The 15,508-nt window shown below is 41.1% G+C and carries 10 protein-coding genes and 1 pseudogene; 7 read left to right on the forward strand and 4 right to left on the reverse strand.

Annotated elements, in window-relative coordinates:
- Nucleotides 1-3: 3 nt before the first annotated feature.
- From glgD to glgB, 3 genes are all read left to right on the forward strand, one after another.
- On the forward strand, nucleotides 4-1,119 hold the full coding sequence (glgD, locus tag F9856_RS02840) for a glucose-1-phosphate adenylyltransferase subunit GlgD (protein WP_002935157.1): 1,116 nt from the start codon (nucleotides 4-6) through the stop codon (nucleotides 1,117-1,119).
- A gap of 8 nt (nucleotides 1,120-1,127) precedes the next feature.
- On the forward strand, nucleotides 1,128-2,573 hold the full coding sequence (gene glgA / locus F9856_RS02845; protein WP_202105666.1) for a glycogen synthase GlgA: 1,446 nt from the start codon (nucleotides 1,128-1,130) through the stop codon (nucleotides 2,571-2,573).
- A 68-nt stretch (nucleotides 2,574-2,641) separates the two neighbouring features.
- The gene (gene glgB, locus F9856_RS02850; RefSeq protein WP_202105667.1) at nucleotides 2,642-4,480 is read left to right on the forward strand and encodes a 1,4-alpha-glucan branching protein GlgB; all 1,839 of its coding nucleotides are present in this window, start codon (nucleotides 2,642-2,644) and stop codon (nucleotides 4,478-4,480) included.
- A 127-nt stretch (nucleotides 4,481-4,607) separates the two neighbouring features.
- Here glgB and F9856_RS02855 read toward each other — a convergent pair whose 3' ends face one another.
- Both F9856_RS02855 and F9856_RS02860 read right to left on the reverse strand, forming a co-directional pair.
- Nucleotides 4,608-5,408: a transporter substrate-binding domain-containing protein gene (locus tag F9856_RS02855; RefSeq protein WP_202105668.1), complete on the reverse strand. Its 801-nt coding sequence runs from the start codon at nucleotides 5,406-5,408 to the stop codon at nucleotides 4,608-4,610.
- Between the two features lie 171 nt (nucleotides 5,409-5,579).
- Nucleotides 5,580-6,389 (reverse strand): transporter substrate-binding domain-containing protein, encoded by an 810-nt coding sequence (locus F9856_RS02860; protein WP_392339010.1) that lies wholly within the window; start codon nucleotides 6,387-6,389, stop codon nucleotides 5,580-5,582.
- Nucleotides 6,390-6,711: 322 nt separating this feature from the next.
- On the opposite strand from F9856_RS02860, the gene F9856_RS02865 reads away from it, so the two are divergent.
- The 4 genes and pseudogenes from F9856_RS02865 (at nucleotide 6,712) to plsY (ending at nucleotide 8,569) form a co-directional block, all read left to right on the forward strand.
- Nucleotides 6,712-6,897: a hypothetical protein gene (locus F9856_RS02865; protein ID WP_044767770.1), complete on the forward strand. Its 186-nt coding sequence runs from the start codon at nucleotides 6,712-6,714 to the stop codon at nucleotides 6,895-6,897.
- A complete protein-coding gene (tnpB, locus tag F9856_RS02870; RefSeq protein ID WP_044767771.1) occupies nucleotides 6,878-7,228 on the forward strand; it encodes an IS66 family insertion sequence element accessory protein TnpB in 351 nt (116 codons plus the stop codon). The genes F9856_RS02865 and tnpB overlap by 20 nt, the downstream gene beginning before the upstream one ends.
- Nucleotides 7,229-7,253: 25 nt before the next feature.
- Nucleotides 7,254-7,376, forward strand: a pseudogene (locus F9856_RS02875) (transposase domain-containing protein); the annotation flags it as partial.
- Nucleotides 7,377-7,924: 548 nt separating this feature from the next.
- Nucleotides 7,925-8,569: a glycerol-3-phosphate 1-O-acyltransferase PlsY gene (plsY, locus tag F9856_RS02880; RefSeq protein ID WP_024398824.1), complete on the forward strand. Its 645-nt coding sequence runs from the start codon at nucleotides 7,925-7,927 to the stop codon at nucleotides 8,567-8,569.
- A gap of 11 nt (nucleotides 8,570-8,580) precedes the next feature.
- Here plsY and addA read toward each other — a convergent pair whose 3' ends face one another.
- Both addA and rexB read right to left on the reverse strand, forming a co-directional pair.
- Nucleotides 8,581-12,234, reverse strand: a complete 3,654-nt coding sequence (addA, locus tag F9856_RS02885) for a helicase-exonuclease AddAB subunit AddA (protein ID WP_202105670.1) — start codon at nucleotides 12,232-12,234, stop codon at nucleotides 8,581-8,583.
- Entirely contained in the window at nucleotides 12,234-15,500 is a 3,267-nt protein-coding gene (gene rexB / locus F9856_RS02890) for an ATP-dependent nuclease subunit B (protein WP_202105671.1), read from the reverse strand. The genes addA and rexB overlap by 1 nt, the downstream gene beginning before the upstream one ends.
- Between the last annotated feature and the right edge of the window lie 8 nt (nucleotides 15,501-15,508).

Raw genomic sequence — 15,508 nt, forward strand, 5'->3', positions numbered from 1 at the left:
GCTATGCTAAGAAATACTCTCGGAATTGTAAATATTGAAGGAAACAACGTACATTTTGGTGACGTGATGAAGCACCGTGGCGTACAAGCTTTCGGTTTCTTAGGTCGTTATCGCCTAATTGACTTTGCTCTATCCAATATGTCAAACTCTGGAATTACAGAATTCCAAGTATACATGCCTGCCGAAATGCGTTCAACAATTCAGCACGTTGGTACAGGAAAACACTATAATATCAACAGCAAACGCGGTACCCTTCGCTTGCTCAATAGCGCAACAGACCCAAATAGTGTCTATCGTCACGATATTAATGCCTTCACAGAAAACATCCACTACATCGAAAAGTCTACAAAAGATTATGTGCTAGTTGCTCCATCTTACTTCATCTATAGCCAGGATTTTTCAAAAGTCATGGATGACCATATTGCAACGGATGCTGATATTACCGTTCTTTATAAAAACGTTTCAGATGCTAAAGAAAATTTCATCGGCTGCCAAACTCTCAAATTTGGTGAAGATCGTCGTGTCGTAGCTTTTGAGGAAAACCACGGTAAATATAAAAACCGTCCCGTTTCCCTTGAAGCCTACATTATGAAACGGACTACATTTATCGACTTGATTAAACGTGCTAACAAAGTGTCGTCTCTCTACTGGTTAAAAGATATTTTACGTGATACAGTTGACCAGTACAAGATTATGGGCTATGCACATCGTGATTATGTCGCATGTATCAATACGACAGCTTCCTACTTCAATACTCAAATTGAATTGATTGACCAAGATACCCGCAAACTCCTCTTCAAACATGATTGGCCAATCCATACCCAAACAAGTGATAGCTCACCATGTTTGTATGGTCCATTGGCAGAGGTCAAACGTAGCCTAATTTCAAATGGAGCGAATATCAATGGTCAAGTCGAAAATTCAGTCATTGACCGCGATGTTATCATTGAAGAAGGTGTTGTTATCAAAAACTCAATCATTCTCAATGGCGTGACAATCAAGAGTGGGGCGAATATTGAAAATGCAATTATCGATAAAGCAACTAAAATTATTCACCCAATTGACATCAAGGGAAGCGAAACTTCGCCTTCATACTTGAAACCACACCAAATCATTTAGGAGCTAACATGACAAAAAAATCTGTTCTCTTTGTAGCATCCGAGGGACTTCCGTTCATCAAGACTGGCGGATTGGCTGATGTTATTGGCTCTTTGCCAAAAGAATTGGTAAAACAGGGTTTAGATGTCCGAGTCGTTCTACCACTCTACAAAAAAATTGCAGTAAATAATCACTCTGATTTCGATTACGTATCAAGTTTTGATGTGCGGGCTGGCGACATCCAATCTATGGCAAATGTTTACAGTCAGGTTGTTGATGGAGTAACATTCTATTTTATTGAGCACCGCGATTTCTTTGAACGTGATGAACTATATGGATATGACGATGATGCCATGCGTTTTGGCTATTTCCAACATGCTACATGTCGTCTGTTGGAAGCACTTCATTTCTTCCCGGATGTCATGCACACACATGACTGGCACACTGCTGCCCTTCCATTTCTTTGCCGTACTTTCTATAGCTACCGCGAAGAATTCCGCAATATCAAGCATGTATTCACTATTCATAACTTGGCTTTTCAGGGAATTTTCCATAAACAAGCGCTTTGGTCAGCCCTTGGCATGGACTATAGCTACTATTTGGATGGTATTGCACGTTTTCATGATGAATGTATCAGCTTCATGAAGCTTGGTATCCTATACGCTGACAAGGTTACTACAGTTTCTGAAACTTATGCTCGCGAAATCCTAACGGAAGAATTCGGCGAAAACATGCAACATGTACTAGAGTTGCGCAAATATGACTTGGTTGGCATTGTCAATGGTATCGACTATGATAGTTGGGATAGTCAAACAGACCAGTACCTTGTGAGAAATTATAGTCTTGAAACGATTGAAAGTAAAAAGGCTAATAAACTGGCCCTGCAAGCACAATTTGCCCTTCCACAAGATGAGAATGTCCTATTGATAGGTATCGTCTCTCGCTTGACATGGCAAAAAGGGTTCTATCTCTTGACCGAGGTACTTGGCCATCTTCTTCAAGCCCATGTCCAATTTGTTATCTTAGGCAATGGTGAGGAAGACATTGAAAATGCCTTTAATCACTTTAAACACGCCTATCCTGATAAATTTGCATTCTACCGTGGTTACAATGAACCACTTGCCCACCAAATTTATGCAGCAAGCGATCTCTTCCTCATGCCTTCTATGTTTGAACCATGCGGCATTAGCCAGTTGATTTCAATGCACTACGGAACACTCCCTCTAGTGCGTGAAACAGGTGGCTTGGTTGATACTGTAGCACCATACAATATGTCTACCAAGGAAGGAACTGGTTTTAGCTTTGGAGGGCGTGACGCTTACAATATGCGACAAGTCTATGATTTAGCCCTTCAAACCTACTATGACCGTCCCGATGACTGGTATGCCATGGTTGAACAAGCTATGACGCGTGATTTTAGTTGGACAGCTTCGGCAGAGAAATACATCTGGCTCTACCGTGAAATTAGTGGCTAGGTAAGATTTGACAACAAACTGAAGGGGAGTGCGACCAAGGTCCACTCCTTTTCAACAAGGAGATTGCTATGACAGAATTTACTGACCTAGATTTATATTATATGAATGCTGGTGAGCATACCACTCTTTACGAAAAAATGGGTGCTCACATTATAAAAGAACGAAACAAAATTATCGGAACCCAATTTCGTGTCTATGCCCCAAATGCCAGAGAAATATTCTTAGTTGGCAACTTTAACGAGTGGCAACGCAGTCACTCTATGGAGCGTGAAATTGATGGAGTGTTTCAACTTTATGTAGATGGATTAAAATCCCTTGAAGATTATAAATACCTGATTATCACACACGATGGGCGTGAAATATATAAGGCTGACCCTTATGCATTTTTCAGCCAAGTTCGTCCAGACACTGCCTCTACAACCTACAATTCGCGTTATAAATTCAAAGATGATATCTGGATGTATAATCGTGTTAACTATGATTTTAAAGAACAGCCAGTATCCATCTACGAGGTACACTTAGGTTCGTGGAAGCAAAAATTTGCTAATAAAAATGAAGGAGGAGCTCCTGTAGAAGCTTTCAATAGTTATAAGGAAATCACTCCACTTCTCATCGAACATATCAGGGAAAATAACTACACACATATTGAATTATTGCCAATTACCGAGCATCCTCTCGATGCGTCTTGGGGCTATCAGGTAACAGGCTACTACAGTCCAACTAGTCGCTATGGCAAGCCAGATGAACTTAAGTATTTAGTTGACCAATGTCACCAAGCAGGAATCGGAGTGATTCTTGACTGGGTACCACTTCATTTCTGTAAAGATGCTCATGGGCTCTACCAGTTTGATGGTAGTTGGCTATACGAATACTCCTACGAACAAGACCGTGAAAACCACCAGTGGGGGACTGCTAATTTTGACCTTGCAAAAGGACTGACTCGCTCTTTCCTTCTTTCTAATTTAAAATACTGGTTGGAATATTTCCATTTTGATGGCATCCGTGTTGATGCACTATCTTATCTCCTCTATTGGCGTGGTGAAACAGATGAAGATAAGATAAATCATGCCGCAATTGACTTTATCAAACGTGTCAATGCCATGGTCCATACCGACTATAAGGGAGTCTTGATGATTGCTGAAGACTCTTCAAGCTTCCCTAAAGTCACACATTCTCTAGAAGATGGCGGTATTGGATTTGATATGAAATGGGATCTGGGCTGGATGAATGATACACTAAAATTTGTGGAACGCCCTGCTATTTATAGAAAATATCACTCAAATGAAATCACTTTTGGTATGTACTATAACCAAAACGAGCAATTCTTACTACCACTTTCGCACGACGAAGTTGTTCATGGGAAGCACTCCATTATCGAGAAGATGAATGGCGACTACGAAGATAAGTTCCATCTGGCTCGAGTCTACTACAGCTTTTACTTTGCCCATCCTGGAAAGAAATTACTCTTCATGGGAAATGAATGGGGTCATATCCGTGAATGGCACGAATATACAGAAATGGACTGGGGACTGCTACAATTTCCAATCCACCATTCTTTCTATCAAATGATGAAAACATTATCTACTTTCTATAAAGAACATGATGCTTTCTGGAAATATGACTACCAAGCCTATGAAAAAGGATTTAATTGGGTAAAAATAGATGAAGAAGCAAGCCTGTATGCTTTTTCTCGCACTAGTGATGTACAAGAAATCTTGACTATTCATAACTTTAATGATCAAGAACTATTTGATGTACACTTGGATTTGCCAGCTGACAGCGAATATAAACTTGTCTTCTCATCTAATGCTATTCCAATGGACACATTTAGCCTCTATCCCGATGAAAATGGAGCCAGAATTACTGTACCACGTTTGACCAGTTTTTATCTAGAGCGTGTGAAATAATTATCTATAAAAAATGGAGTATTGAACCGACCCCAATTTTCTGTCTAACTTTTGGGGTGTGGCTCACTTACTCCATTCTTTTTTGCATACAAAAACAACCACCGTTTCCGATGATTGTTCGTTTCTCTTATTCAACACTTGTATATGTTGCAGCTTTCTCAAGGAAAGTATCAAACTCACCACTTGCTTTTACTTCTGCGATAACCTTGTCTATCGCAGTTTTTAGTTCTGTACTACCTTTTGGCAAAGCAATGACTTTCGAATTCTCATCAATCGTTGGAAATTCAACGGATGCAACGGCTAAATCTGAATTCTGTGAAACATAACCAGCAGCAACTGGAGAATCCATTAAAATAGCATCAACTTTTCCTGATTTGAGCTCATTTACAGCTTCACCCATCAAGGTTAAAGAAATTAGGTTAGCTTGACTAATGTTTTCCTGTGCGTAGGATTCTTGTGTTGAACCCTTTTGTACCGCGAGAGTTTTCCCGCTCATAGCATCAATTGAAGTGAGTGAATTGGCGCTATCTTTTTTGATAAGTAATACATCAGAAATTTGATAGTAACTTTCAGAGAAATCAAAAACTTTTGCACGATCTTCCGAATAAGATAGACCAGCAATTGCAATATCAGCTTTGCCATTTTGAACGCTAGACAATACATTGTCAAAACTCATTGCTGAAACTTCAAGCTTGACCCCAAGTTCGTCGGCTATTTTTTGAGCCAACATAATATCTGCACCAACAACTTCATTCTTTCCATCAACTAGTGACTGAAACTCGAATGGAGCATAGTCTGGACTAGTTGCCACTACCAATGTACCTTTTTCTTTAATTTTATCTAATACAGATTGTGATGACGTCGAAGAACAAGCTGCCAATGTCAGTCCAGCTAAAACTGTTGCTGCTAATGCCAAGATTTTTTTCATATTTCTTAAATACCTTCTCTTTATTTTAATAAAATACTTATTCTAAAAAACACAAGCTTATTGATTTTCATTGTATTTTCTTGCAGTCTTTCAGAATGTATTCTCATTTTAATTCATTTTTATACATTTGTCAAGAAAATATTATTTTTATTCAATTTAATCGTATAAAATTTAATTGTTAGCAATGGATAATTCATAGGCTTCTTGAACAAATTGATCCATCTGTCCAGATTCCACTAGTTTTGTAATGACAGAGTCAACTTTTTCCTTTAAAGCTGTACTTCCTTTTGGCAAGGCAATAGCATAGGCATCTGAATAGCTACTTTTTATCTCAGTATCTAAAATAACCAAGTCATCATTTTTGGCAACATAGGCTTTTGCAATCGGCTCTTCAAAAATAACTGCTTCTAGCTTCTGTGATTTTAATTGATTAATCAGCTCGCCGTTCGAAGCTAGGGCAACAACCGTGGAAGACGGAAGCTGTTCTTTAACAATTTGTTCTTGAATAGAACCTTTTTGTGCTCCTATATTTGCCTCAGCTAGAGAATCAAGCGATGTATATTGTGCAAGATCCTCTTTATTTATAATAACTTTATTGGTTGAGGTGTAGTAAGGAATGGAAAAATCATACACTTTTGCACGCTCTTCAGTGGCTGAAATTCCTGAAATGGCAATATCCGATTGCCCTGACTGGACATTGTTCAAAACATTATCAAAACTCATCGCTGAAAATTCGACTTCTACACCCAATTCTTGACCAATGGCTTTTGCAAGCTCAATGTCAGCTCCAACGATTGTATCTTTGCCATCAACCAGTGTTCTAAACTCAAATGGTGGAAATTCTGGATTCAATGCAACAATTAGTTTTCCCTTTTCCTGAACATCCTTCAAAGAAGTATCTTCTTGAGTAGCATTTCCACTACAAGCACTTAGACCTATTGTTGCCAATAAAACCAAGCCTGTCATAATATATTTTTTCATCATCATATTCTCCTTTAAAATAATCCTGTACATACTTATACCGTTTTTTATATAAAACATCGGACTTCCATTGCAGTAAAATGCATATTTTTTCTCCTTTTTTGAAAGATAAAAATATTTTACGTTATTTTTATACATTTGTCAACTTATTTTCTGTATTTTTATTCAAACGACATAAAAAAGAAGCTGTTTCTAGCTTCTACCTATAATTTCTATCCCACTCTCCATCGTCATTTTTTCGTAACCGCCCAATAACAAGGTATCTATCCAATCACTCATTCCTCCAGTATACTGATATAAAAAACAAACTGGAGGATTTATTATGTCACAACCCATCGTCCCATTGACTGTTCCACAATCTCGCTGCTTTGAAAAGAAAAGCAGAAACGATATTCTGATGAAAATTCGTCTCGGAAAAACGGAAGTCACATTTTTCCAATCTATCAATCCTGAAGTAATGGAAACTATCTTGGATAAGGTGTTGCATTATGACCATCCGACTCAGTGATTTAGGTCAAGCCTACTTGGTTTGCGGGAAAACGGATATGCGTCACGGGATTGATTCTCTTGCCTATCTTGTCAAAAGTCAATTCAATCTGGATCCCTTCTCAGGTCAGGTCTATCTCTTCTGCGGAGGTCGAAAAGACCGATTCAAGGCTCTTTACTGGGACGGACAAGGATTTTGGTTATTGTATAAACGTTTTGAAAACGGGAAATTGACCTGGCCAAACAATGAAGAAGAGGTCAAAGCCCTCACTTCTGAGCAGGTGGACTGGCTCATGAAAGGATTTGCTATCATTCCAAAAATAAATGTTTCCAAAAGTCGTGATTTCTATTGAAATCATGGCCAATGAGCTAACCCTCCTTCGAGAACAGGTTGAGTATCTGAGACGGAAACTCTACGGAACATCATCAGAGAAGGTTGTATATCAACCCGGTCAGCTGAGCTTGTTTGGGGAGGAAAGCCTCCCTGAAGAAGAAGCTGACTTACACAGTTGAAACAGAAACGATTACTTATAAACGCAAGAAAGCTAAGGGAGTTCGTCAGGGTTAAGGCTCTCGCTTAGTGTCCCTTTTCAGAGTTCGTGTCAACAATCTCAGCGCAGTGGTTGATTGGCTTTAACAGTCTGGGAGACTGTTAAAGGTAGGAGATAAGATTTGCAAAGCAAATCTCAGCAGTTCGTATTTCATACTCCGAATCTGACCATTACGACTGTTGCGAACAAAGTTCACTCTATCTCCGACCTCCAAAGGTTCCCCAAACCTTTGGAGCTATGCGGGGGTGGGAGTTTAAAAGGTCTGGGAGACCTTTTAAAGTGGGAGATATAAGCTGACGGCAGTCAGCTCACATAAATTGATGTCTGGGGATAGACTGTTTCAGCTCAACAACTGGAAATAAGGACTTGTTGACGAACTCTATTTTATCAATTGAGTTCTTTCTCACTCCCCTTCTATTATCAAGAGGTTCATTGGCTTAAGTATTGGCAAAATAAGATTTTGGACTAAATTAGATGAAAATATGCTATAATGAAAACATGTTAGTCAATCTTATTTTACTATTTATTGCATATTTATTGGGATCTATCCCGTCAGGACTTTGGATTGGTCAGGCTTTTTTCAAGATCAATATTCGTGAACATGGTTCGGGAAATACTGGAACAACTAATACCTTTCGCATACTGGGGCCAAAGGCTGGGACCATTGTATTTGTCATTGATTTCCTTAAAGGAACCTTGGCTGCTCTGCTTCCAATTATTTTTCATGCCCAAGGAATTTCTCTGATTGTATTTGGGTTAATGGCTGTACTGGGGCACACTTTCCCAATCTTTGCCCAATTCAAAGGCGGTAAGGCTGTTGCAACATCTGCTGGTATGTTGTTGGGTGTCGCACCTGCTTTCTGCCTCTATCTCGTTCTAATCTTTGCCAGTTCACTCTACTTGACGTCCATGGTTTCCTTCTCTAGCGTCTTAGCAGCAGCCTTAGCCATCTTAGGAGCTCTGCTATTTCCAGCAATAGGAATCATCCTGCCAAGCTACGACTGGCTCTTTACCATCATCATCGTCTTTTTGGGCCTATTTGTCATTATCCGCCACAAGGAAAATATCCAGCGAATTTTGAAAAAGGAAGAAAACCTTGTCCCATTTGGACTCAACCTAACCAAACAGAAAAAGCGAGTTTAAATCACTCGCTTTTAGTTTACATAAACTTCAACCACTTCAATTCTTTCCCCACCCAGCAAAATCAAATGGCAGTCTACACGATCTATCATGTAGGCTTTTTTCAATGCCTCTGCGTAGAGTTGCATTTGAGCTTGATAACGTTGGCTGAGTTGGATTGGTTGGTCATATTTGTCTGTCTTGTAATCAAAGAGGACAATATGATCCTCATACAGTAGGTAGCCATCGATAATCCCACGAAGGACAAATTGTTCCTGTGACAAAGAATCTGTCTGCAAACTTGCAAATGGAGCTTCTCGGTGGAGTTTGTCCGTATTGGCTAGAATTTCTCTTCCTAAGTCTGTATCAAAGAAATCTAAAATCATCTGAACATTGATTTTGCCTTTAACCGCTTGCTCAGCATGAACAGCTTCTAGGGCTTCTCTTACCGTATCTTCTGTCACCAACCAAGACAGATCCAAGCGTTGCATGAGTTCATGGACTGCTGAACCGACTTGGGCTCCAGTGATTTTTGGTTTCTTGGAGAAATCTGGCAAGTTGAAGGTCCGTTTTGGCTGGTATTTTTCCATAACTTCCATGCCTTCTTGTTCCAAAATAGGCTCATAGAGTTTCTTGATTTGACTTGGAGTCCGTAAACTTGGCAATTCAATGGCAGCCTTATAGCGTTCGTTCAACTCTTGAACAGAAGACAACTGGTCCAAGGCCTGGGCGATGTCTTCTGATTGACGAATATCTTTAAGGCTGGCATCTTCTAGTTTACTCTTCAATGTAAGTTTACCAATCTTCTCCTCTGTCAAATCCTCATCCGTCACAAAGACTTTCTTGAAGTGCAAGTCATCTCCTGAGAAGGCCTCATCAATGGCTAGAATCCAGTCTTGGAAGGTCGCCATACTTTCACGAGTTGATTGGGCAAGTACGCCATCTTCCTTCTTACCATCGTATTTTTCAGCTAACTTGTCAGCATTACCCTTTCCAACCAGATACAGCTTCTTCTCGGCACGCGTTAGTGCAACGTAAAGTAACCGCATTTGTTCTGAAAGATTGGCAATTTTTAGCTCTTGGAGGTTATTTTGATAAGGGAGGGTGTTCATTAAGACTCGCACCTGAGGCAATGGGCTATTTACCTTATCTTTCATATCCGCTAAATATTGGATACCTAGACCATTTTTCCGGCTGATGATGACTGATTGGTAATGGTCTTCCAAGTTAAATCGCTTATCGATGTTCATGAGGAAGACATATTTGAACTCCAGACCTTTTGACTTGTGAATAGTCATAAGCTGTACAGCATTTTGCGGTAGAAACTCTTGTACATCTGCCAAATCCTTATCATTTGCTAAGGCCCTGTCAATCATGGCGATGAAGCGGGACAAGCCCTTGTAGCCTGTTTTTTCAAACTGGTTGGCACGCAGACCTAGTGCATATAGATTGGCCTGACGCTTGCTGCCATTTGGAAGAGCACCGACATAGTCATAGTAGAATTTTTCATTGAAAATCTTCCATATCAAATCATAGATAGAATGCAGTTTGGCAAAAGCACGCCAGTTTTCTAAGATAGACAAGAAATCCTTAATTTTCTTCTTCAACTCTCCTGACATAAGTTCAGGATGTTGCCCATTTGTTTGCTGGGCTATTTCCATTTTCTGGTAAAAGAAACCTGTCCCAGCCTGCAAGGAAATCCGTGTCAGCTCATCCTCATCGAATCGGAACATAGGTGATTTAAGCAGGGCAACCAAGGCATAGTCATTGAGTGGATTATTGATAACCCTCAAGGTATCCAGCATAATCATGACTTCTAAAGATTGCAGATAGGAGGCTGCTCCACCATCTGCCACAATTGGAATCCCATGTTTTTCAAAAATGGACATAATGAGGTCATTGTGTGTCCGCTTTTGTACCAAGAGAGTGATGTCCTTGAAGTCTGCTCCTTCTTCATTGTGAAGACGAATAATCTCTTTTGCAACGACCTCAATTTCACCAGCAGTCAGAGGTGTTTCTTCCTCAGCATCCGTTGAAGAATGTGCGCTATCCTGCTGATCGTAAATCAAGTATTCCATCTCATGCTTGGGCTGGGCAATTTTTTGACCAGGACTACCAGCAACTAAACTGTGGGTGTCGTCATACTTGATTTCTCCTACTTGACGGTCCATCAGGCGCGTGAAAATGGCATTTGTCGCCTCCAAGACCTCTATCTGACTACGGAAATTTTCCTTGAGTAAAATCAATTTCCCAGCCTGTGGATTTGCCTGATACAGTTCAAATTTCTCTTGGAAAATCATCGGATCCGCCTGACGGAATCGATAGATGGACTGCTTAATGTCGCCCACCATAAAGCGGTTGTGACCGTTAGACAGCAGGTCCAGCATTCGCTCTTGGCTATGGTTGTTATCCTGATACTCGTCCACCATGACTTCGTGGTATTTTTCTTGGAAAAACTGGCGGATGTCTACATTTTCTTCTAAAATACGAATAGCGAAATGCCCAATATCGCCAAATTCAAAAGCTGCTTCCTTGATTTTGACATCCAGATAAGCCTGCGAAAAATCCAAGACAAAGTCACGTAACAATATCAGCAGTGGCACAGCTTGAAACTGATAATCTTTCAGCAGGGTTAATTCATAAACTTCCTGACCCAAATCTCGTAGTCCTGAGATAAGCTGGCTCTTGCCAGCATTGTATTCTTCTTTAAAGGCTATCAAATGCTCATCTTTTGGTCGATTGGCATTGGTCAGACCCTTGCCTCTGGACTGGTCATTGATGAGAAGGATTCTTTCAACCCGTTCCATCAAGTCCTTCTGGTCCAGACTTTCTAGACCTGTCAGCAAATCCAAGACTTCTTCCACATTTGCAAAATACTTAGCGGAACCAAAGTCATTTCTGCCCCATTCCACATGGTAGCGGAAGAAATCTGCAGCTTGATAGAGCTTGTCTACCACTTTTTCCTTAAAGCCATGCTCTAAGATCTGCTCTATACGCTCTTGACTGTACAAATCAGCTTGAACAGCCTGCTCTTTCATCCATTTAGTTGGACTGCTCGTCGATTGGCTAAAATCATGCATCTGATAAACAACCTGACGGAAACCACTGTTATCCTTGCGGTTGCCCGAAAAATTGCGAACTAGTTTGCGGAATGCACCATTTTCATCCTCTTCAAGATAATCTGCAAAGAGCTGATCGAAGACCTCTTTTTTCAGACTCGCTTTTTCTGTCTCATCCTGTAAAATCCGAAACTGCGGAGAAATGCCAAGGCTATAACCATAGGTTGTCACCAATTTCTGCGTAAAGGAGTCCATGGTCCCAATATCTGCTTTAGTCAAATCCGCCAACTGGGCAGACAAATGCCGTCGCAATTCCATATCGGTCGTCTCCGCAATGGTTTCATTGAGATTTTTCTCAATCCGCTCCTTCAACTCACCAGCCGCTTTGACTGTAAAGGTCGAGATAAAGAGCTGGTCGATTCCCACACCACGCTTCAACTTATCCAAAATCCGTTGAACCATGACGAAGGTCTTTCCTGACCCAGCCGATGCAGAGACCAGAACATTCTGACCGTGCGTGTAGATGGCTTCAATCTGCTCAGGTGTGCGTTTTTGTTGCTTATCAGAATTGGCTTCCGCCAGCTGCACAGCCTTGATTTCTTCCGCGCTTAAAAATTGTTCAAAAGCCATTAGTCCTGACCTCCTTTCATTCGTTCCATCCAATCTTGACGCTTGGCCGCTTTTACCAACCGCCGCGCCATGCCCATGTGCCGATCCGCCTCAAAACCAGTGATTGCCTTCAGCTGCTCACCTGCCACCGAACGCCCATCTTTTGTATAAGGGTTAATAGCAAAGCGACCATCCAGGATGTCCTTGGCAGCTTGTTTGTAGAGTTCTTGGTTGTGGTTCAATAACACCGCAAACTCATCTTCCGTGTAGAGTTGGTTACGAGTCTGATAAAAATGATTGAGCCCCAGACTTTCCTCCTTCAAGAAAAGCCCCTTGTAAATCAAGCTAGTATTGGCAGCCCCTTCTAGCTGTTCTAAATTCTTCGTGTCTTTTAATTTGATAATCGGATCCTGCAAATGCAAATACATAGCCCCAAAAACAGGTTTATCCTTGGTTTCATCCAGCTCTTGTAAGGCTGCCAAGTAGGTCACCAACTGAGGTTTGAGACCATTGTAAAAATCACCAATCGAAAAGCTTTGGTCGCTGGACTTGTAATCTACAACGCCGACAGCCTGATTACTTTGTAAGGTATCCAAGCGGTCAATGGTACCATTTACATGCACACTCTTGCCATTTTGAAGGTCAAAAACCAGCGCCTTATCCTGACGGAAACTCTTTTCCTGACCATCAATTTCAACCAAATCATTATCCCGCAAAATAGTCGCACTGGAGCGAGCAATCTTATCCAGCACCTCCTCCGTATAGCGAGCAGCCGCATCCTGGTTATAAAACATAGCAAATTCTGCCTCGTCACGCGTACGCAGGATGGCCTTGTCCACTTTTTGATCAAAATCTAGCTCAGATTGGTCCATGACCACTCGTTCAAAAATCCGATGCAAGAACAAACCATGCTGAAAGGCAGTCGGATGGATGGATTCCTGTTCCCGCAAGCGAAGAACATTACGGACAAAGTAAAGATATTGGTTGTTGTAAAAATTTGTCAAGCTGGATGCAGAAAGATTGAGCGGCTTATCCTCTGGATATAAAGCAGCCAAGGTTTCGTCTGAAAGTTGTTTAGAAGTAATTTCGCCAGTAATAGTCGGAATTTCAATGCCTTGCGACTCCAATTTCTTCTTCAAATGGCGAACCAAGACTGTCCAGAAGGCCGTCTGCCCTTCCCATTCTTCATTATCAAGAGATGGTCTTTCCGACTCAATCAAACGGGATAAGAGACTCTTGTAGTGACCGATGTCTTGCGGACTAAGACTTTTAATCCGTCCACGTTCTTCGGATTTCAGCCCCATTTTTTGGAGAATCTTGATGTATGGGGAGAGACTATCTTCGCCTTCGTTATAAATCTGAGGTGTGGAAATAACTAACTGTACCGTCGCAGCATTAAGCAGAGACATCATGGCAGCATGGTTCTTCTTGATATTCTCTCGGCTGACCAAATCAAAACGTGAAGAACTAGCTGAGACAAGATTGACTTTTTCCATCTCTTCTTCTGTCAATAGACTGGTATTCTTGGCAACTTTTGGAAAATTGGACTGGCCCATTCCGATAGCATAAACATACTTTGCAGTGTGCGGCTCGATCAAATCATAGGATTTGACATTGACCACATCAACCGTTGCAGGAACGGTACGATAGTGGCTGGCCTGCATTCCAGCCTGTAAAATAGCCAGAAAATCATCCATTTTCAACTTTTCTTTTCCGAAAATCTGATGAAAATTCTCGAGAATATGGGTAAAACTTTTCCAGACCTGCTCTTCTTTTTCTTGCTCTACTTCGCTCAAATTTCGAGACATTTTTTCCATATTTTTAGGAAGCTCAATTGCCTCCAAAAATGCCATAAATTTCTCAAGCAAGGCAGTTCCAGATTGTGGTCCAGCCTTAAACAGCTGGTTCAAAGGTTCCATAATCTTAGCACGTAGGGGTTCCAAGACATTCAAATCATAGACAAGTCGCTTCTCCTTGACAGTCTCAACATCATAGTCCGCTCTGCCATTGACCGAAAAAGCCCTCGAAAAAGCAGCCTGCCCCTTCATATCCGCAAAGAGGATGTAAGACTCAAATAGGTCCAGCTCCTTTTGGGAAATGCTGGCGTACAAACCAGATTTGAGGAGATTGAGCAGGTCTTCCGCACGAAAACGATAGCGACGCAAACGCTCCAAGGACTCCACAAAATGGACCAACGGATGGTGACTCATCTCCTCTGCCTTGCCGAAATAGTAAGGAATGTCATACTTGTCAAAAATCTTGCCAATCTGCAACTTGTAGCTATCCACATCACCCAAGAGCAACAAGATGTCTTTATAGCGAGCCCCTTGATGCACCTGCTGACGAATTGCAGTCGCAACCTGCTCCACCTCTTCTTTTTGGTTAACGACTTCCCATAGCTGGATTTTTTCTTGATCTGCTGGAGTCAAGTCTATCATGGTCCCGCTGTAGTCATAATAGGCTTCCATATTCTTTGAAAATTTACCAATACTGTCCAAGACTGGCTCTTGACCAATATAAGTAGCCTTAGTCTGGAACTGCGCTGATAGCTGACGTAAAAAATCAACGTTGGCTTGATAGACATTGCCTTCCGCATAGGTGGCTTGCACAGCTTTCTTGCTGGCATATACACCAATCAGGATTTCCGACACCCGCTCATTTAAAGCACTTACTAAAGATTCTTCTTCTGCCGAAAAACGAGAAAATCCGTCTACCACCAGCACAATGTTCTTCAACTGCTCATCTAACTGACCAGTTTCCACCAAGCTAGTTAGCTGTGCTAACTTAGACTGATGCTCAAAACCTTCTTTAGACAAAATGTCTGTTACAGCCAGAAAAATCTTTACCAAATCAGCCTGCTTATCTGGTGAGTCCATGGCTTCCAAGTCCAAAATGGACATATTTGCCCGTTGCAATTCTTTGTATAAAGCAACTAGCTGGTTAATGAACCCAAAATCTGTCTGCAAACGACCATAGACTTTCAAGTCGCCATCTTCAAATTGCGATAGAACACGAAAGAAAATCATTGCCAGACCAACATCATCCAGCGGTTGACTTGCTTCTTTCCTATCAATCATCAAATAGCGGGCCAATTGCCCAAAACGGGTCACGATAATATCAAAAGTTGCCTGTTCAGGTAGATATTCCAAGACCTTGCGTTCCATCTCAAAGGACAAAGAATTAGGAGCAATATAAAAAACTCGCTTACCTTCCTTAGCAAATTCTGCAGCAATATCCGTTAAATACTGCGTCAGAGGATTTCGTATATCTGTGTAGACTAATTTCATATCAAATT

It is taken from the genome of Streptococcus suis (assembly GCF_016743335.1).
Lineage (GTDB): Bacteria > Bacillota > Bacilli > Lactobacillales > Streptococcaceae > Streptococcus > Streptococcus suis_Y.